General features: G+C 72.2%; 16 protein-coding genes. 12 read left to right on the forward strand and 4 right to left on the reverse strand.

Annotation, left to right across the window (positions count from 1 at the left end; all coding sequences use genetic code 11):
• Nucleotides 1–138 precede the first annotated feature (138 nt).
• Complete coding sequence (locus tag ABZX11_RS43875) at nt 139–1,335, reverse strand: thiolase family protein (protein WP_354924581.1); 1,197 nt, start codon at nt 1,333–1,335, stop codon at nt 139–141.
• 130 nt (nt 1,336–1,465) lie between these two features.
• Between ABZX11_RS43875 and ABZX11_RS43880 the strand changes: the two genes are divergently transcribed.
• The 7 genes from ABZX11_RS43880 to ABZX11_RS43910 all read left to right on the forward strand — a co-directional run bounded on the left by ABZX11_RS43880 (nt 1,466) and on the right by ABZX11_RS43910 (nt 10,912).
• Nucleotides 1,466–1,906 carry a helix-turn-helix domain-containing protein gene (locus ABZX11_RS43880; RefSeq protein ID WP_354924583.1) on the forward strand — a complete coding sequence of 147 codons (441 nt, stop codon included), beginning with the start codon at nt 1,466–1,468 and terminating at the stop codon, nt 1,904–1,906.
• A 197-nt stretch (nt 1,907–2,103) separates the two neighbouring features.
• The gene (locus ABZX11_RS43885) at nt 2,104–5,691 is read left to right on the forward strand and encodes a CARDB domain-containing protein (protein ID WP_354924585.1); all 3,588 of its coding nucleotides are present in this window, start codon (nt 2,104–2,106) and stop codon (nt 5,689–5,691) included.
• Between the two features lie 57 nt (nt 5,692–5,748).
• Nucleotides 5,749–6,513 carry an NAD(P)H-binding protein gene (locus ABZX11_RS43890; RefSeq protein ID WP_354924587.1) on the forward strand — a complete coding sequence of 255 codons (765 nt, stop codon included), beginning with the start codon at nt 5,749–5,751 and terminating at the stop codon, nt 6,511–6,513.
• Nucleotides 6,514–6,610: 97 nt separating this feature from the next.
• On the forward strand, nt 6,611–8,923 hold the full coding sequence (locus ABZX11_RS43895) for a glycoside hydrolase N-terminal domain-containing protein (RefSeq protein ID WP_354924589.1): 2,313 nt from the start codon (nt 6,611–6,613) through the stop codon (nt 8,921–8,923).
• A gap of 59 nt (nt 8,924–8,982) precedes the next feature.
• Entirely contained in the window at nt 8,983–9,351 is a 369-nt protein-coding gene (locus ABZX11_RS43900; protein WP_354924591.1) for a DoxX family protein, read from the forward strand.
• 14 nt (nt 9,352–9,365) lie between these two features.
• A complete protein-coding gene (locus ABZX11_RS43905; RefSeq protein WP_176169711.1) occupies nt 9,366–10,247 on the forward strand; it encodes a LysR substrate-binding domain-containing protein in 882 nt (293 codons plus the stop codon).
• On the forward strand, nt 10,244–10,912 hold the full coding sequence (locus ABZX11_RS43910; protein ID WP_176169710.1) for an HAD family hydrolase: 669 nt from the start codon (nt 10,244–10,246) through the stop codon (nt 10,910–10,912). Before ABZX11_RS43905 ends, ABZX11_RS43910 begins: the two co-directional genes overlap by 4 nt.
• Nucleotides 10,913–10,918: 6 nt before the next feature.
• Here ABZX11_RS43910 and ABZX11_RS43915 read toward each other — a convergent pair whose 3' ends face one another.
• Nucleotides 10,919–11,083, reverse strand: coding sequence for a hypothetical protein (locus ABZX11_RS43915; protein ID WP_354924593.1), 165 nt, complete (start codon nt 11,081–11,083; stop codon nt 10,919–10,921).
• A 109-nt stretch (nt 11,084–11,192) separates the two neighbouring features.
• On the opposite strand from ABZX11_RS43915, the gene ABZX11_RS43920 reads away from it, so the two are divergent.
• Complete coding sequence (locus ABZX11_RS43920) at nt 11,193–11,948, forward strand: CoA ester lyase (protein ID WP_354924595.1); 756 nt, start codon at nt 11,193–11,195, stop codon at nt 11,946–11,948.
• Between the two features lie 118 nt (nt 11,949–12,066).
• Here the strand turns inward: ABZX11_RS43920 and ABZX11_RS43925 are convergent, their stop codons facing one another.
• Nucleotides 12,067–13,242 carry a CaiB/BaiF CoA-transferase family protein gene (locus ABZX11_RS43925; protein WP_354924597.1) on the reverse strand — a complete coding sequence of 392 codons (1,176 nt, stop codon included), beginning with the start codon at nt 13,240–13,242 and terminating at the stop codon, nt 12,067–12,069.
• 153 nt (nt 13,243–13,395) lie between these two features.
• Here ABZX11_RS43925 and ABZX11_RS43930 point away from each other — a divergent pair, with 153 nt between their 5' ends.
• The 4 genes from ABZX11_RS43930 (at nt 13,396) to ABZX11_RS43945 (ending at nt 17,460) form a co-directional block, all read left to right on the forward strand.
• Nucleotides 13,396–14,310, forward strand: a complete 915-nt coding sequence (locus tag ABZX11_RS43930) for a LacI family DNA-binding transcriptional regulator (protein WP_354924599.1) — start codon at nt 13,396–13,398, stop codon at nt 14,308–14,310.
• Nucleotides 14,311–14,394: 84 nt separating this feature from the next.
• Nucleotides 14,395–15,174 (forward strand): NYN domain-containing protein, encoded by a 780-nt coding sequence (locus ABZX11_RS43935; protein ID WP_176169706.1) that lies wholly within the window; start codon nt 14,395–14,397, stop codon nt 15,172–15,174.
• An 82-nt stretch (nt 15,175–15,256) separates the two neighbouring features.
• A complete protein-coding gene (locus ABZX11_RS43940) occupies nt 15,257–16,579 on the forward strand; it encodes a M20/M25/M40 family metallo-hydrolase (protein WP_176169705.1) in 1,323 nt (440 codons plus the stop codon).
• Nucleotides 16,579–17,460 carry an alpha/beta hydrolase gene (locus tag ABZX11_RS43945; protein ID WP_354924601.1) on the forward strand — a complete coding sequence of 294 codons (882 nt, stop codon included), beginning with the start codon at nt 16,579–16,581 and terminating at the stop codon, nt 17,458–17,460. Before ABZX11_RS43940 ends, ABZX11_RS43945 begins: the two co-directional genes overlap by 1 nt.
• Before the next feature lie 2 nt (nt 17,461–17,462).
• Here the strand turns inward: ABZX11_RS43945 and ABZX11_RS43950 are convergent, their stop codons facing one another.
• Nucleotides 17,463–18,146, reverse strand: coding sequence for a methyltransferase domain-containing protein (locus tag ABZX11_RS43950; protein WP_354924603.1), 684 nt, complete (start codon nt 18,144–18,146; stop codon nt 17,463–17,465).

Below are 18,146 nucleotides of genomic sequence, written 5' to 3' on the forward strand. Positions count from 1 at the left end.
GGCGGGGGCCTGTCTCCCCCGGGGCCCCCGCGCCCCTCCACCCCCCCCCCCCGGCCGTGTTTTGGCTTCGGATCGGGGTTGCGGGGGTCTGGGCTTCTTCGTGGCTCGGCTTCGGCGTGTGTTTTGGCTGCGTGTTTGTCAGTCCAGGCGTTCGATGATTGTCGCGTTGGCGAGGCCTCCTGCCTCGCACATCGTCTGGAGGCCGTAGCGGCCTCCTGTTTGCTCGAGGACCGACAGCAGTGTTGTTGCCAGGCGTGCTCCGCTTGCTCCCAGGGGGTGGCCCAGTGCCGTTGCTCCTCCGTTGATGTTCACCTTGGTCGGGTCTGCGCCGATTTCCTTCTGCCAGGCCAGTACCACGCTGGCGAATGCCTCGTTGACCTCGAATGCGTCGATGTCCGTTACCTTCAGTCCCGCCTTTTGCAGGACCTTGCGGGTGGCCGGGATGATGCCCGTCAGCATCAGCAGGGGGTCGTCGCCCGTCACCGCGAAACTGTGGATTCGGGCTCGGGGCTTCAAGCCCGACGCTGCCGCCGTCTCGGCGCTGGTGATCAGGAGGGCTGCTGCTCCGTCGTTGATCGGTGAAGAGTTGCCCGCCGTGATGTGCCAGCCCAGGTCCGGGAAGCGCTGCTCCCAGATTTCCGCGCGGAACGCCGGCTTCAAGCCGGCGAGGATCTCCGGGGTCGTTCCCGGGCGGACCGTCTCGTCCGTCGTGATCTCCCGGAGGGTTCCGTCGGCGCCGGGGGCCTTGATCGGTGCCACTTCTGCGGCGAACTTGCCGTCCGCCCAGGCCTTGGCCGCGCGCTGGTGGCTCTCCGCCGCGAACTCGTCCAGCTGCTGCCGGGTGAAGCCCCACTTCGCGGCGATCAGCTCCGCGCTGATGCCCTGCGGCACCAAGCCCTCCGGGTAGCGCGCCGCCACCTGGGGGCCGAACGGGTCGCGGCCGGCCACCTGGCTGCCCATCGGCACCCTGCTCATCGACTCGACCCCCGAGGCGATCACCACGTCGTACGCGCCCGCGATCACCCCCTGGGCGGCGAAGTGGACGGCCTGCTGGCTGCTGCCGCACTGGCGGTCGACCGTCACCGCGGGAACCGACTCCGGCAGGCCGGCCGCCAGTGCGGCCCAGCGTGCCGTGTTCATGCTCTGCTCGCCGATCTGGCCCACGGCTCCGCTGATCACGTCGTCGATGCGGGCCGGGTCCACCCCGGTTCGCTCGACCAGGGCGCGCAGGGCGTGGGCGTGCAGGTCCACCGGGTGCACCCCGGCGAGGGCGCCGTTCGGCTTGCCCTTGCCGATCGGGGTTCGTACCGCGTCGACGATCACCGCGTTCGTCATGGCGTCTGCCTCCTCGCAGATCGGGATGCCTTCGGTATACGCCCGGTCAGTTGGAATTCACAACTCTGCTGTTCCGCACGTCACATGGCGTTGACGTGCTAGGTTGGATTTTCAATCCCGTGGAGGTGGCATGGTCCGGCGTGGTCGTGAGTGCTCGGTCGCCGAGGCGCTCGAGGTCGTCGGGGAGCGGTGGAGCCTGCTCGCGCTGCGGGAGATCATGCTGGGGGAGCGGCGGTTCAACCAGATCGCCGAGAACACCGGGGCCAGCCGGGACATCCTGGCCGCGCGGCTGCGCAAGCTCGTCGACGCCGGAGTGCTGGAGAAGGTCCAGTACGAGGCCCACCCGCCGCGCCACGAGTACAACCCCACCGAAGCCGGGTGGGCCCTGCAGCCGATCCTGCTCGGCCTGATGGCCTGGGGTGACAAGTACGTCCACCAGGGCGAACCGCCCACGCTCTGGCGGCACGCCTGCGGCGAGGTGCTCGAGCCGGTCACCGTCTGCGCTCACTGCGGTGGTCCCGTGAACGCTCCCGGCACCCACGCGATCCGGCTCGGTGCCGTGCACGCCTGATCGCAGCCACCCCGCCACCCGGCCTCCTTGCTTCGGCAAGGAGGCCTTTTTGCTGCCCGGCCGTTGACTTGAGACCCACGTCACTGTAACTCTTGGACGAATCAACGCAAGAACCTGACAGATGACCGGTAAATGACGGCAACTGACAGGAAGATCCCGGTTTCGTCTCCCTCCCCTCCCCGGATCCGAGGAACCGCATGAGAACGAAGCGAGTGTTGTCACCCGCGGCTGCCTTCGCCGCCCTGTCCCTGCTCCTGGCCACGCCCGCCGCGCCGGCGAGCGCGGCCCCGGCCGCCGCTCCCGCCGTCCGGCCCGCGGCGCAGGCCGCCGCCGCGACCTACACCGCCAGCAGCCAGCTCGCCGGCTATCCCGCGTCGAACGTCGGCGACGGGAACCAGGACAGCTACTGGGAAAGCACGAACAACCAGTTCCCGCAGTGGGTCCAGGCCGACCTCGGCACGCCGACCGACGTGGCGCAGCTCGTGCTCAAGCTGCCGGCCGCGAACTGGGGTGCCCGTACCGAGACCTTCAGCGTCCAGGGCAGCACCGACGGGACCACCTTCACCGACCTCAAGCCCTCGGCCGGGTACGTGTTCGACCCGGCCAAGGCCAACACCGTGACCGTCGACGTCAGCGGCAAGCCCCGGTACGTCCGGCTGAACGTCTCGGCGAACACCGGCTGGCCCGCCGCCCAGCTGTCGGAGTTCGAGGTGCACGGCCCGGCCGGCGGGGACACCCAGCCGCCGTCCGCGCCCGGCAACCTCGCCTACACCCAGCCGGCGGGCGGTCAGATCCGGCTGACGTGGTCGGCGTCGACCGACAACACCGGCGTCGCCGGCTACGACGTCTACGCGAACGGCCAGCTCCGCGGCAGCGTCGGCGGGACCGTCCTGACCTACACCGACAGCCAGCCCGACGGTGCGACCGTCTCGTACTTCGTCCGCGCGAAGGACGCCGCGGGCAACCAGTCGGCCGCGAGCAACACCGTGACCCGCGCCGGCACCCAGGCCGGGACGAACCTCGCGCTGGGCAAGCCGATCACGGCGTCCTCGACCGAGTGGACGTACGTGGCCGCCAACGCCAACGACGACTCGGTGACGACGTACTGGGAGGGCGGCGGTGGGACGTACCCCAACCTCCTGACCGTCGCGCTCGGGGCGAACGCCGACCTGAACCAGGTCGTGGTCAAGCTCAACCCCGACCCCGCGTGGGGGCCGCGGACCCAGACGATCGCGGTCGAAGGCCGTGAGCAGAGCGCGTCCGCCTTCACCACCCTGGCCGCCGCCCAGACCTACAGCTTCAGCCCCGCGACCGGCAACACCGTGACGATCCCGCTCGGCGGCCGGGCCGCCGACGTGCGCCTGCGCGTCACCGCCAACTCCGGCGCGGGCGGCGGGCAGGCCGCGGAGTTCCAGGTCTTCGGCGTCCCCGCGCCGAATCCCGACCTGACCATCTCCGGCGTGTCCTGGTCGCCGCAGAACCCGGTGGAGACCGATGCGATCACCGCGTCGGCGACCGTCCGCAACGCCGGGACGGCCGCCTCCGGGGCGACGAACGTCAACCTCTACCTGGGGACGACCAAGGTCGGCACGGCGAACGTCGGTGCGCTGGCCGCCGGTGCGTCGACGACCGTGTCGGCGAACATCGGCACCCGGGACGCCGGCAGCTACCAGCTGACGGCGAAGGTCGACGAGGCCAACGCCGTCATCGAGCAGAACGAGGCCAACAACTCCTTCACGAGTTCGACGGCGCTGGTCGTCAGCCCGGTGCAGAGCTCCGACCTGGTCGCCGCGACGGCGTGGTCGCCCGGCAACCCGTCCGCGGGCAACACCGTCACCTTCACCACCACCCTGCGCAACCAGGGGACCGTGGCCAGTGCGGGCGGGGCCCACGGCGTCACGGTGACGATCTCCGACCAGAGCGGCACCGTCGTCAAGACGCTGACCGGCAGCTACACCGGGGCCATCGCCGCCGGCGCGACCGCCGCGCCGGTGACCGTCGGCACCTGGACCGCGGCCAACGGCCGGTACACGGTCAAGACCGTGGTGGCGAACGACGCCAACGAACTGCCCGTCAAGCAGGGCAACAACACCGGCACGCAGGCGCTCTTCGTCGGCCGTGGCGCGAACATGCCCTACGACATGTACGAGGCCGAGGACGGCGTGCTCGCCGGCGGCGCGGGCGTGGTCGGCCCGAACCGCACGATCGGTGACCTCGCGGGTGAGGCATCGGGCCGCAAGGCCGTCACGCTCAACTCGACCGGCTCGTCCGTGGAGTTCACCACCCGCGCGGCGACCAACACCCTCGTCACCCGGTTCTCCATCCCGGACAGCGCGGGCGGCGGCGGGATCAACGCGACCCTCAACGTCTACGTCGACGGCACCTTCCTCAAGGCCATCGACCTGACGTCGCACTACGCGTGGCTCTACGGCGCCGAAACCGGCCCGGGCAACTCGCCGGGCACCGGACCGCGGCACATCTACGACGAGGCGAGCACGCTGCTCGGCACGACCGTGCCCGCCGGCCACCGGATCAAGCTGCAGAAGGACGCGGCCAACAGCACGAACTACGCGATCGACTTCGTCAACTTCGAGCAGGCCACCGCGGTCGGCAACCCGGACCCGGCGCACTTCGCGACGCCGGCCGGGTTCACCCAGCAGGACGTGCAGGCCGCCCTCGACAAGGTCCGGCAGGACGCCACGCTCACCGGCGTCTACCTGCCGGCCGGGGACTACGCGCTGTCGAGCAAGCTGAACGTCTACGGCAAGGCCGTCACGGTCACCGGCGCCGGGCCGTGGTTCACGAAGTTCTCCGCGCCCTCGGGCCAGGAGAACACCGACATCGGCATCGACGTCCAGTCGAGCGCCAACGGCTCGACGTTCAGCGGGTTCGCGGTGTTCGGGAACTACACCTCCCGCATCGACGGCCCCGGCAAGGTGTTCAACCTGACCAACGTGGCGAACCTGACGATCGACAACATCTGGGTCGAGCACCAGGTGGTCATGGTCTGGGGCACCAACGTGGACAACACCACGATCAAGAACTCCCGGATCCGCGACACCTTCGCCGACGGCGTCAACCTCACGAACGGGAGCACCGGCAACCACGTCACCAACATCGAAGCCCGGTCCACCGGTGACGACAGCTTCGCGCTGTTCGCCGCCACGGACATCAACGCGGGCAACCAGTACGACAACGTGTTCGAGAACCTGACCGCGCTCACCCCGTGGCGCGCGGCCGGGCTGGCGGTGTACGGCGGGTACAACAACACCTTCCGGAACCTCTACATCGCGGACACGCTGACCTACTCGGCGATCACGATCAGCTCGCTCGACTTCGGCTACCCGTTCCTCGGGTTCGGGCCGCAGCCGACGACGGTCCAGAACGCCTCGCTGGTCCGGGACGGCGGCCACTTCTGGGGCCAGCAGACGTTCCCGGCGATCTGGCTGTTCTCCGCGTCCAAGGAGTTCCGCGGCATCCGGGTGTCCGACGTGGACATCCAGAGCCCGACCTACAGCGGCATCATGTTCCAGACCAAGTACGACGGCACCACGCCGGAGCACCCGGTCGAGGACACCGTGCTGACGAACGTGTCGATCACCGGCGCCCACCGCAGCGGGGACGCCTTCGACGCCAAGTCCGGGATCGGGATCTGGGCCAACGAGCTGCCGGAACCGGGCCAGGGCCCGGCCGTCGGCTCGGCGACCTTCACCGGGCTCACCCTGGCCGACAACGCCGAGGACATCCGCAACCGCACCACCACGTTCACCATCAACCGCACCTGAGAAGAGCCGGGTGTGCCCGCCGGGAAACCGTTTCCCGGCGGGCACACCCGTGCCAGGATGGCGCCGGAGGTGGTCGACGTGCGGATCCTGGTCACCGGCGGCACCGGGCAGCTCGGCAGCGCGGTGGTGCGCCGCCTGCGGGCGGCGGGCGAAGAGGTCCGCGTGCTCAGCCGCCGGCCCGCGCCGGACGTCGTCCGCGGCGACCTGCGGACCGGGCGCGGCGTCGACAGCGCCGTCGCCGGCGTGGACGTCGTCGTCCACTGCGCCACCGACTACTTCGGCCGGGAGGCCCAGCTCGCGCGCACGCTGATCGAGGCGGCGCGGTGGGCGGGCGGCCCGCACCTGGTGTACGTCTCGATCGTCGGCGTCGACCGCGTCCCGCTCGGCTACTACCGGGCCAAGCACGAGACCGACCAGCTCGTCGCCACCTCCGGCCTGCCCTGCACCATCCAGCGGGCCACCCAGTTCCACGGCCTGGTCCGCGGCCTCCTGTCCGGCGCGTCCCGGCTGCCGGTGGTGCCGGTCCCGCGGGTCTCCTTCCAGCCGGTCGACGTCCGGGACGTCGCCCGCCGCCTCGCCGGCCACGCGCTGGCGGACCCCGCAGGCCGGGCGCCCGACTTCGGGGGCCCGGAAATCCTCACCGCGGCCGAGCTGGCCGAGGCGGTCGGTGAAGCGAGCGGACGGCGACGGCGGATCGTGCCGCTCACGGTGCCGGGGGAGACGTTCCGGGCCTACGCCGACGGCGGCCACCTGGCTCCCGGGCACCGCGAAGGCGAGATCACCTTCCGGGAGTACCTGGCCGAGCGAGCCGATCACGGGTAAGGCGGCCATCCCGAAGATTCTTGACCACCGGATCGGATAGGTCATATGTTTGGCGGGCTTCGCGGCCGTTTTCCGCCCAACGCCGATCGGATGACCCATGCCGGAACTGCCTGTCCCGCCGTCGCGGCGGACCTTCCTCAAGCTCGGTGGCGCGGTCGGTGCCGTGGCGGCACTCGGTGGCCTGCGTCCCTTCGGTGCCAACGCAGAAGTCATCCGACCGGCCGGTGAGGACCTCGTCCCCGAGTCGGCGGCCACCACGCTCTGGTACCCGGAACCGGCGAGCGAGGACAAGATCATCGAACAGGGCCTGCCGATCGGCAATGGTCGGATCGGTGCCCTCGTCGGCGGCGACCCGGCCGCCGACTTCCTCTACCTCGCCGACGCGTCGCTGTGGACCGGCGGCCCCAACGACGTCCTCCAGGACGACGGCCAGTTCCCGTACGAGACCGAGAAGTTCGGCACCCTGGGCCTGCTGGCGAAGCTGCGGATCGCGGTCCCGGCGCACACGGGGGTAACGGACTATCGCCGCACGCTCGACCTGAGCAACGGCCTGGCCGTGCTCACCTACCGGCACCAGGGCGTGCAGTACCGCCGCGAGTACTTCGCGAGCCACCCCGACGACGTCGTGGTCGTCCGGCTCAGCGGCGGACCCGTCGCCGGCTCGGTGACCCTCGAACCCACCCGCGGGGAACCGGCCGCCGGGCCGGGCGCGTTCACCGGCACCTTCGCCAACGGCCTGGAGTACGCCTGCGCGGTGACGACGTCCGGTGGGCTCGCCTTCCGCGGCCGCGAGATCGTCATCGTGCTCAGCGGCGGCACGAACTACGTGCCGGACGCCGCGCGCAAGTTCCTCGACACCTCCCTCGACCCCCTGGTGCTGTCGCAACGCAAGGCGGCCGCGGCGCTGGCCGTGGGTGGCGGCGCCCTGCGGGCCACCCACGTCGCCGACTACCGGCGGCTGTACGACCGGATGAGCGTCGACCTCGGCCAGTCGCCCCCGGCGAAACGGGCGCTGGACACGGGGGCGCGGCTGGCCGCCCGGCACGACGAACCGGACGCGCCCGACCCGGAGCTGGAGGCGAGCTACCTGCAGTTCGGGCGCTACCTGACGATCACCGGCTCGCGCGACGGCCTGCCGATGGGCCTGCAGGGCCTGTGGCAGAACAGCAACTCGCCGGACTGGATGAGCGACTACCACACCGACATCAACGTCCAGATGAACTACTGGCTCGCCGACCGCGCGGCGCTGCCCGGGAGCTTCACTGCCCTGGCCGACTACTGCCTCGCGCAGCTTCCGGTGTGGACGGACAGCACGAAACGGCTGTTCAACGACCCGAGGAACCGCTTCCGCAACACCAGCGGGAAGGTCGCGGGCTGGGCGGTCGCGTTTTCCACCAACATCTACGGCGGCTCCGGCTGGTGGTGGCACCCCGGCGGCAACGCCTGGCTGTGCAACTCGCTGTGGGACCACTACGCCTTCACCCAGGACAAGGCCTACCTCGCCCGGATCTACCCGGTGTTGAAGGGCGCGGCCGAGTTCTGGGAGGCGCGGCTGCTCCCGATGACCGTCGACGGCCGCGAAGTGCTCGTCGACGACCACGACTGGTCACCCGAGCACGGCCCGCAGGACGCCCGCGGGATCACCTACGCCCAGGAGATCGTCTGGGACCTGTTCGAGCACTACCGCGAAGCCGTCGCGGTGCTGGGCCGCGACCGCGCCTACGGCGACCGGATCGGCGCGCTGCAGAAGCGGCTGTACCTGCCGAAGGTGAGCCCGGCGACGGGCCGGCTCGAGGAGTGGATGTCGCCGGACGACCTCGGCGAGACCACGCACCGGCACCTTTCGCCGCTGATCGGCTTCTTCCCGGGCGACCGCATCGCGGCCGACACGGCACCTCGGGAGCTGCTCGACGGCGTGCGGGCGCTGCTCACCGCCCGCGGGATGGACAGCTTCGGCTGGGCCTGCGCGTGGCGCTCGGCGTGCTGGGCGCGCCTCAAGGACGCCGAGCACGCCTACCGGCTGCTGCTCACCGTGCTGCGCCCGTCGGTGGCCAACGGCAACGGCACCGCGCCGAACTTCTTCGACATGTACAGCCAGGGCAGCTACACGATCTTCCAGATCGACGCGAACCTCGGCGCTCCGGCGGCGATGGCCGAGATGCTGCTGTACTCGCGGCCCGGGGTGCTGGAGCTGCTCCCGGCGTTGCCGACGGCGTGGGCGGCGTCGGGCCGCGTGACCGGGATCGGCGCGCGCGGCGGGTTCGAGGTCGACCTCGCCTGGCGGGCGGGGAAGGTCACCCGGGCGGTGATCCGCAGCGTCGGCGGCACCCGGACCGAGGTGCGGGCCGGCACCTGGCGGCGGACGATCACGCTGCGACCGGGGGGAACGGTCACGGTCCGGCCAAGTTGAGGTGGCCTCTCCGGAAAGAGGTATAGGGTTCAACTACTTTCTTCCGACCGGAGGTGACCGTGAACGTCGTCCTGTGGATCGCGGCGGGCCTGCTCGCTGCGCTGTACCTCGGCGCCGGGGGCATGAAGCTCGCCACCCCGCGCGAGAAGCTCCTGGAAAACCCCAACATGGGGTGGGCGGGGGACTTCTCCGATGCCGCGGTGAAGGGCATCGGCGCGGTGGAGGTCCTGGCCGCGATCGGGTTGATCCTGCCGCAGGCGCTGGACATCGCCCCCGTGCTGACGCCGCTGGCCGCGACGGGACTGGTGCTCGTCCAGATCGGCGCGATCATCGTGCACGCGCGCCGCAAGGAGACGAAGTCGCTGCCGGTGAACGTCGTGCTGCTCCTGCTGGCGGCGTTCGTCGCGGTGGGCCGCTTCGCGAGCTAATACCCTGGAGCCCGATGGACGTCGATCTGCGGAAGCTACGGTACTTCGTGGCGGTCGCCGAAGCACTGCACTTCGGGCGGGCCGCCGCGCGGCTGCACATCGCGCAGCCGGTGCTTTCGCGGCAGATCCGGGCCCTCGAAGGCGAGCTGCGGGCGCAGCTGTTCGTGCGCGACAAGCGGTCCACCGAGCTCACCGCGGCGGGCCGCCAGCTGCTCGAGGACGCGCGGCCGCTGCTGGCCTCGGCCGACGCCCTCCGCCGCCGGGTCGCGACGGCCGCGCGCGGGGCCTCGGCGTTCACCGTGGCGTTCATGCCCGGCATCACGGTCACCGGCGCGGTCCGCGAGCTCTCGGCACGTCACCCCGACCTCACCGTGGAACTGCTGCGCACGACGTGGGACGACCAGCTCGAAGTCCTCCACGACGGCCGCGCGGACGTCGGCGTCATCCGGCTCCCGGTGGACCGGCGCGGGCTCCGGGTGCGGCCGCTGTTCCGCGAGCCGCGCGTGGCCGTGCTGCCCGGCGGGCACCGGCTGGCCGGCAAGGAATCGGTGCGGGTCGGCGACCTCGCGGACGAGCACCTGCTCAACGACCCGGACGCGGTGCCGGAGTGGCGTGACGTCGCGGTCGAGCTGCGCGAGGGCACCGCGCCGGCCCGGCGGGTGTTCCGGAGCGTGGAGGAGAAGCTCGAGCACGTCGCGGCCGGGCGGGGGATCGCCGTCGTCCCGCGGTCGACGTCGGAGTACTACACGCGGGCGGACGTGGTGCACGTGCCGGTCGAGGACCTGCCGCCGAACGAGGTGGCGCTGGCCTGGGTGTCCGGCAGGCGGTCGCGGGTGATCTTCGAGTTCGCGGAGATCTTCGCGGGCCTGACCGAGGCAGGGGAGGGGACGCGGTGATCCGCTGGGCGACGTTCGACTGCTTCGGCACGCTGGTGGACTGGCGCCACGGCATCGCCACCGGCTTCGAGCTGCTGTTCCCCGGCCGCGGCGCGGAGCTGCTGGAGGTCTACCACCGGATCGAGCCGCAGGTGCAGGCCGAGGTGCCGGTGCGGCGCTACCGGGAGGTGCTGGCCGAGTCCGTGCGCCGGACCGCGGCCGAAGCGGGGCTGGAGCTGGTGGCCGACGACGCGTCGGTGCTCGGCACCGGACTGCCGTACTGGCCGGTCTTCCCGGACACGCGGCCGGCGCTGGCCGCGCTGCGGGCGGCGGGCTGGCGCCTCGCGCTGCTGACCAACTGCGACCGCGACCTGATCGGTGAGACCCAGCGGCGGCTCGCGGTGCCGATCGACGCGATCGTGACCGCCGAGGACGTCGGCGAGTACAAGCCCGGCCACGGGCCCTTCCGCCGGTTCGCCGCCTCCTTCGACGCGACCGCCGCGAACTGGGTGCACGTGGCGCAGAGCCACTTCCACGACATGGTGCCCGCCCAGGCGCTGGGCATCCCGCGGATCTGGGTGAACCGGCACGCCGGCCCGCAGGACCCGGCGGTGGCGGACGCGGTCCTGCCCGGCCTGGCCGAGCTGGCCGAAACGGTGGAGCGGGTGCACGCCGGAGCCCGCTGACCGCCGTCACGGATGCCGAACCTCGACCCGGCGGGCCGGGAACAGCGCCGTCCACAACGCTTTCCACGGGTGTGAAGACGGCCGCTCGTGCGGCACCCGCGGCGCCGGCCGCGGCCCGGCCCGGTAGGCCATTTCCACCTGCACCCAGTCGTGGATCCAGTCGCCTCGCATGAACAGCTCCCTTCGTCGTGGAGCCCACGGTCGTCCTGAGGGGTGACCCGCCGCATCGGGTGATCACGCAGTCCGGCGCCGGCGGACCCCTACCCGCTATCGTGGCCGGGTGGCCGCGACGACCTACCTGTTCGTGCCCGGTGACCGGCCCGACCGCTTCGGCAAGGCGGCCGCCAGCGGCGCCGACGTCGTGATCCTCGATCTCGAAGACGCCGTCGCTCCCGCGGCGAAGGATGCGGCACGGGCTTCGGTGGGCGCATGGCTCGGGAGCCACCGCGCGATGGTCCGGATCAACCCGCCCGGCACCCCGTGGTTCGCCGCGGACGCCGAGCTGGTGGCCGCGCGCGGTGTGCCGGTCATGGTGCCGAAGGCCGAGACGCCCGGGGTGCTCGCCGGGTTCGGGGAGGTGGTCGCGCTGGTCGAGACCGCGCTCGGCGTGGAACGGGCCGGTGAGCTGGCCGCGGTGCCGTCGGTGACGCGGCTGGCGTTCGGCAGCGTGGACCTGGCGGCCGAGCTCGGGGTGGTGCCGGAGGACCGCGAACCGTTCGCCTACCCGCGCTCGCGCCTGGTGCTCGCCTCGGCGGCGGCCGGCCTGGCCCCGCCGGTGGACGGCGTCACCACGGACCTGCACGACCCCGCCCGGCTGTCGGAGGACGTCCGGTACGCCCGCCGGCTCGGCTTCGGCGGCAAGCTGTGCCTCCACCCCCGGCAGGTGGGCCCGGTCCGGGCCGGTTTCGCCCCGACGGAGGAGGAACGCGCGTGGGCCCGCCGCGTGCTGACGGCGGGGGCCGGGGTGTCCGTTGTGGACGGCCGGATGGTGGACCGGCCGGTGCTCGCCAGGGCCCGGCGCATCCTGGGGGAGTGACGGTGCGCCCCGGCCGCTGACGGTGATGATCCGGGTGTTCGCCCGGCCCTTTCACGGCGAGAACGAGATCACCTCTCGAAGTGGCGACCCGCCGGCGGCCCGAGCGGGCGGACCTGCGCTAGACCGCGCCCTGACGCCGCAACGCCGTCACGTCGAAGCCGAACTCCGTCAGGACCGCGTCGGTGTGCTCGCCCAGTGCCGGCACCGGGTCCATCCGGGGTGCGCGGTCCGGGACCGTGATCGGCGGCAGCGTCGCCCGGACCGGCCCGGCCGGGGTGGCCACCTCCGCGAACCGGTCGCGCGCGGTGAGCTGCGGGTGCGCCAGGACGTCCGGCAGGTCACGGCGGCGGGCGTGCGCGATCCGGCCCGCCCGCAGCCGGGCCTCCAGTTCCGGCCCGGTGAGCCCGGCGAAGATCGCGTCGATCCCGCCTTCCAGCGACGTCCGGTTCGCCACGCGGGCGCTGCCCGTCGCGAACCGCGGGTCGGTGACCCAGTCCGGGCGGACCACCGCGTGCTCGCAGAACGCCGCCCACTCGCGGTCGTTCTGCACCGCCAGGACCACCTCGGTGCCGTCGCCCGCGCGGAAGGTGCCGTAGGGGGCGATCGCCGCGTGGCTGGTGCCCGTGCGCGGGGGCGGCGTCCCGCCGTAGCCGGCGTAGTACAACGGGAAGCCCATCCACTCGACCAGCGAGTCGAACAGGCTGACTTCGAGCTCGGTGCCCTGCCCGGTGCGCTCGCGGTCGTACAGCGCGGACAGGATGCCGGAGAAGGCGTACATCCCCGCGCCGATGTCGGCGGCCGGGATGCCGCTCTTGGCCGGCTCCGCCGCGGACCCGGTCACCGACACCAGCCCCGCTTCGGACTGGATGAGCAGGTCGTAGGCCTTCGCGTCGCGGTACGGCCCCGTCGAGCCGTAGCCGGACACCGAGCAGGTGATCAGCCGCGGCCGGGTGGCGCGCAGGGCGGCCGCGCCCAGCCCGAGCCGGTCCGCGACGCCGGGTGCGAAGTTCTGCACGAACACGTCGGCGCGGTCCAGCAGCGCGGCCATCACCGCGGGGGCGGCGGCGCTCTTGAGGTCGAGCGTCACGCTCTCCTTCGAGCGGTTCAGCCAGACGAAATGACTCGAGAGGCCGTGCACCGTTTCGTCGTAGGCGCGGGCGAAGTCGCCGCTGCCCGGCCGTTCGATCTTGAGCACGCGGGCCCCCAGGTCGGCCAGGTGCCGGGTGGCCAGCGGCGCGGCGACCGCCTGTTCGCACGACACGACCGTGACGCCGTCGAGGGGCAAGGAGCGCATGGCCGCATCCTGCCACCCCGGCCGGGCTGCCGCGGTGCCGGACGAGCGGGCCGGATCCGCTGGAGTTTCGGGCAAAACCGTTGACGGCCCTCCGGGCGGCTTGCAGTCTGAATCGGATCAGCTGACCGCGGCAACCGGCGAACGAGGTACCCGATGGGCAGGGTGCGGCAGGCCGACATCGCGCGGGTGGCGGGGGTTTCCCAGGCGACGGTTTCGGTGGTGCTGGGCGGCAACCGCACCGGCGTCCGGCTGGCCGAGTCGACCCGGCTGCGCGTGCTGGAGACCGCCCGGCGCCTCGGTTACGCCGACCCGCTGGCGAAGCGGCAGGCGGGCCACGGTCTCCTCGGCATCTGCGCCGCCGCCCCGGCGTTCGAGGCGCACCAGGAGATCCTGGCCGGTATCGAGGCGGAGGCCGCCGCGCTCGGCAAGGACCTCATCATGTTCACCGCGCCCGGCCCGGGGTTCCCCCGCCGCAGCCGGCTCGCCGACGGCTGCCTGATCCTCGGCGGTCCCGTCCCCGCGGAGCAGCTCGCCGCCGGCTATCCGATCGTCCACATCGGACGCTGCACGGACCTCGGCGCCCGCGTCCCGTGGGTCGACGCGGACTACGCAGCGGCTTCGGCGGAGGTGATCACCCGGCTGCGGGAGGCGGGCCACCACCGCATCGGCTACCTGCGCGACCCGGCCGACACCCCGGCGGCGCGCGAGCGCGAACGCGGAGTCCGGTCCGCGGGCACCGGCCTGACCATCGGCCACGACCCGGCCGCGGTCCAGGGCTGGCTCCGGGAAGGCGTGACCGCGCTGGTCGTCGACGAGCCGGTGGTCGCCGCGGCGGAGCGCGCCCTGCACGCGGCGTCGATCCCGGGGGACGTCTCCCTCGCGGTTCTGGGCCGCGCACCGGCGGGCTCGGAGTTGAGCGGCTTCGAGGTACCCCGGCGCGAACTCGGCCGCGAGGCGGTGCGGCTGCTGGCGTCTGTCGTGGCGACGGGGGCGGGGGAGCAGCGGTTGCTCGCTTGCCCGCCCGTGGCCGGGGCGACGATCGCGCCGGTTCGGGAGAGGCCGCTGTAGTCGGGCAGAATCCACTCGGGACAGCCGGGGGAGACCCCGGAACGACGGGTTCGCCCGGCCGCGGCGAAGGACGAGGGGCACAGCATGGCCACAGCCAGTGAGACCGCCGCCAAGCTGGCGGTGCTCATCGACGCGGACAACGCCCGGCCGGGGATCACCGAGGCGCTGCTGGCCGAAGTGGCCAAGTACGGCACCGCGCACGTGAAGCGCGCATACGGCGACTGGACCGGGACGAGCCTGAAAGGCTGGAAGGACCAGCTGCTGGCCCAGTCGATCCAGCCGATCCAGCAGTTCGCCTACACCACCGGCAAGAACGCTACCGACGCCGCGATGGTCATCGACGCGATGGACCTGCTGTACTCCGACCGCTTCGACGGGTTCTGCATCGTCTCCAGCGATTCCGACTTCACCCGCCTGGCGGCGCGCCTGCGCGAATCGGGCCTCACCGTGTACGGCTTCGGTGAACGCAAGACACCCAAGCCGTTCGTCGCGGCGTGCGACAAGTTCATCTACGTCGAGAACCTCGGCTACCCCGGCAGCGCGGCCGCGCCGGCCGACTCGGCCCCCGCGCAGGTGCCGTCCGCTCGCGCCGCGCAGCTCGCGAGCGACGTCGCGCTGACAGCACTGCTGCGCAACGCCGCCGAAGCCGCCTCCGACGACGACGGCTGGGCCTCGCTGTCGGCCATCGGGAACATCGTCACGAAGCAACGTCCGGACTTCGACTCCCGCACCTACGGCTACGCCAAGCTCAGTGACCTGATCGCCGCGACCACGCTGTTCGAAATGAACCGCCGCAGCCCGGGCGAAGACAAACCGCCGGTCATCTACGTGCGCGACCGGCGGCGCCAGGGTGAACCCGTATAACGCCGTATCCGGCGCGGCGATCAGCCGAACCTGCCGGTCCCACGGCCAGCGCGTCCGGCGGCGCCAATGATAGGAATGGCCGGTGACCGAACCGAACCTGATCGAAGCCGCCGCGGCCGAGGCCGTCACGCTGACCAGTGAGCTCATCCGCATCGACACGACCAACACCGGCGATCCCGACACGCTGGTCGGCGAGCGGGCGGCGGCGGAGTACGTGGCCGAGAAGCTGACCGACGCCGGCTACGAGATCACCTACGTCGAGTCGGGCGGGAAGGACCGGCACAACGTCATCGTCCGGCTCGAAGGGGCCGACCGGTCACGGGGTGCCCTGCTGATCCACGGTCACCTCGACGCCGTGCCCGCCGATGCGTCCGAGTGGTCGGTCCACCCGTTCTCGGGCGCCATCCAGGACGACTACGTCTGGGGCCGCGGCGCGGTCGACATGAAGGACATGTGCGGGATGGCGCTCGCGCTGGCCCGGCACTACAAGCTGAACAACGTCGTGCCGCCGCGGGACCTCGTCTTCGCCTTCCTGGCCGACGAGGAGGCCGGCGGCAAGTACGGCGCCCAGTGGCTGGTCGAGAACCGGCCCGAGCTGTTCGAGGGCGTCACCGAGGCGATCAGCGAGGTCGGCGGCTTCTCGATCACGCTCAAGGACGACGTCCGCGCCTACCTCATCGAAACGGCCGAAAAGGGCATCCGCTGGATGAAGCTGCGCGTGCGCGGCACCGCCGGGCACGGCTCGATGATCCACCGCGACAACGCCGTGACGAAGCTCTCGGAAGCCGTGGCCAAGCTCGGCAACCACCGGTTCCCGCTCGTGCTCTCCGACTCGGTGAAGGAGTTCCTCGCCGGCGTCACCGAGATCACCGGCTGGGACTTCCCGGAGGACGACCTGGAGGGCTCGGTCGCGAAGCTGGGCAACATCTCCCGGATGATCGGCGCGACCCTGCGCGACACGGCCAACCCGACCATGCTCACCGCCGGCTACAAGTCGAACGTCATCCCGTCGGTCGCCGAGGCCGCGGTCGACTGCCGGATCCTGCCGGGCCGCCTGGAGGCCTTCGACCGGGAGCTCGACGAGCTGCTCGGCCCGGACATCGAGAAGGAGTGGATGGAGCTCCCGCCGGTCGAGACGACGTTCGACGGCGCGCTCGTGGACGCGATGAGCGCCGCGGTGCTCGCCGAGGACCCGGGAGCGAAGACGCTGCCGTACATGCTCTCCGGCGGCACCGACGCGAAGTCGTTCCAGCAGCTGGGCATCCGCAACTTCGGCTTCGCGCCGCTCAAGCTGCCCGCCGACCTCGACTTCTCGGCGCTGTTCCACGGCGTGGACGAGCGCGTCCCGGTCGAAGCGCTGAAGTTCGGCACCCGCGTCCTGGACCGGTTCCTGCGCACGTCCTGATGACCGGGTTCGCGCTCGCCGACGGCACGCCCCTGCAGGTGATCCGCAGGGGCGACCCGAGCGCGCCGGTGACCGTCGTGTTCGTCCACGGCTACGCGCTCGACCAGCGCAGCTGGGGCCGGATCGCGCCGCTGGTGCCGGACGCGGCGGACGGCCCGGTGGCCGTGCTGACCTACGACCAGCGCGGCCACGGCGGCTCGGGGCGGGCGCGGCGCGGCACCGCGACCATGGCCCAGCTCGGCGACGACCTCGCCGAGCTGCTGGCCCGCGAAGTGCCCGACGGACGCGTGGTGCTGGTCGGGCACGACATGGGCGGCCTGGCCATCATGTCGCTGTCCCAGCGGCACCCTTCGGTGTTCGAGGCACGGGTTTCGGGCCTGGTGCTGCTGGCGACGTCGTCGGGCACGCTGGCCGCCGAGGTGTCGGCGACCTGGCCGAACGCGCTGGGGAAGCTGGCCCGCGACCTCGAGGCGGTGCTCGGTTCCAAGCTGTTCGGCGTGGTGCGGGAGCACACCAGCCGGGCGGTCAGCGCGGGCCTGCGCTGGTGGCTGTTCGGCGACGACCCGGACCCGGACCTGGTCGAGCTGACGGTGAAGATGATCCGCGGCAACTGGCCCCACACGGTGTCTCTGTTCCGCCCGGCCATGGACGCCTACGCGCGCGAGGCGGCCTTGGCGCAGGTCGCCGGCCTGCCGGTGACGGCGATCGTGGGGGAGCGGGACCGGATCGTCCGGGCCGCCGACGTCGAGCAGTGGGTCCAGGGCCTCGGCAACGGGACGGCGGTGGTGCTGCCCGGGGTCGGGCACGTCGTGCCGCTGGAAGCCGCGGCCCAGGTGCTGCCGCGGGTGGTCGCGCTGGTCAACGCGGCGCACCGGAGCTGAGGTCAGCGGGTCCCGGCGGCCACGAAGATCGGCACGGCCACGAACAGCCGGTCGGCGCGGGCCCGGGCCGTCTGCTCGTCGAGCCAGGCGCCGTCGCCGCCGAGGTTGGCCAGCACCGGCAGGGCCGCCGCGTCGGTCCACACGAGCGTGTGGACCTCGACCGTGACGTCGGTGAACCCGTGGTCCAGCAGGAGGTTCCGGTACCGCCGGGCGATCCGCGGGTGCGGCATGCCGTCGGCGCGGGTGTGCACGATCGAGCGGGTACGGGCGGGGTCGTCGGAGTCGATCACGACGGTGTCCCAGTCCTGGCCGGTGAGCACCGCCCGGCCGGCGGGGGCCAGGACGCGGCGGGCCTCGGCGACGGCGCGCGCGGGGTCCGGCAGGACGTGCAGGACCTTGTCGGCGCGGTAGCCGGTGACCGAGCCGTCGTCGAGCGGCAGGGCGGTGGCGTCGGCGACGTGGAACTCGCCGTCCGGCCGGCGCGCGGCGGCGACCTCGATCATGGCGGGGTCGGCGTCGACGCCGATGGCGCGCACCCCGCGCGCGGCCAGCTCGCCGACGGCCCGGCCGCTGCCGCAGCCGACGTCGACCACGGTCTCGCCGAGGCCCCGGTAGGTGCGTTCCCGCAGTTCGATGGCTTGTGGACGGTCGTCGAGGGCGTCGAGGAGGGGCAGCAACGTGGACAT

Origin of the sequence: Amycolatopsis sp. NPDC004169 (assembly GCF_040610315.1) — a bacterium.
Taxonomy (GTDB): Bacteria; Actinomycetota; Actinomycetes; order Mycobacteriales; family Pseudonocardiaceae; genus Amycolatopsis.

Bases quoted from the DNA above. Each gene is read 5' to 3' on its own strand.
- ABZX11_RS43925 (WP_354924597.1), bottom strand. From the start codon at position 13,242: ATGCGCTCCTTGCCCCTCGACGGCGTCACGGTCGTGTCGTGCGAACAG.
- ABZX11_RS43890 (WP_354924587.1), top strand. From the start codon at position 5,749: ATGGCGCCGGAGGTGGTCGACGTGCGGATCCTGGTCACCGGCGGCACC.
- ABZX11_RS43875 (WP_354924581.1), bottom strand. From the start codon at position 1,335: ATGACGAACGCGGTGATCGTCGACGCGGTACGAACCCCGATCGGCAAG.
- ABZX11_RS43880 (WP_354924583.1), top strand. From the start codon at position 1,466: ATGGTCCGGCGTGGTCGTGAGTGCTCGGTCGCCGAGGCGCTCGAGGTC.
- ABZX11_RS43885 (WP_354924585.1), top strand. From the start codon at position 2,104: ATGAGAACGAAGCGAGTGTTGTCACCCGCGGCTGCCTTCGCCGCCCTG.
- ABZX11_RS43895 (WP_354924589.1), top strand. From the start codon at position 6,611: ATGCCGGAACTGCCTGTCCCGCCGTCGCGGCGGACCTTCCTCAAGCTC.
- ABZX11_RS43935 (WP_176169706.1), top strand. From the start codon at position 14,395: ATGGCCACAGCCAGTGAGACCGCCGCCAAGCTGGCGGTGCTCATCGAC.
- ABZX11_RS43915 (WP_354924593.1), bottom strand. From the start codon at position 11,083: ATGCGAGGCGACTGGATCCACGACTGGGTGCAGGTGGAAATGGCCTAC.
- ABZX11_RS43930 (WP_354924599.1), top strand. From the start codon at position 13,396: ATGGGCAGGGTGCGGCAGGCCGACATCGCGCGGGTGGCGGGGGTTTCC.
- ABZX11_RS43945 (WP_354924601.1), top strand. From the start codon at position 16,579: ATGACCGGGTTCGCGCTCGCCGACGGCACGCCCCTGCAGGTGATCCGC.
- ABZX11_RS43950 (WP_354924603.1), bottom strand. From the start codon at position 18,146: ATGTCCACGTTGCTGCCCCTCCTCGACGCCCTCGACGACCGTCCACAA.
- ABZX11_RS43905 (WP_176169711.1), top strand. From the start codon at position 9,366: ATGGACGTCGATCTGCGGAAGCTACGGTACTTCGTGGCGGTCGCCGAA.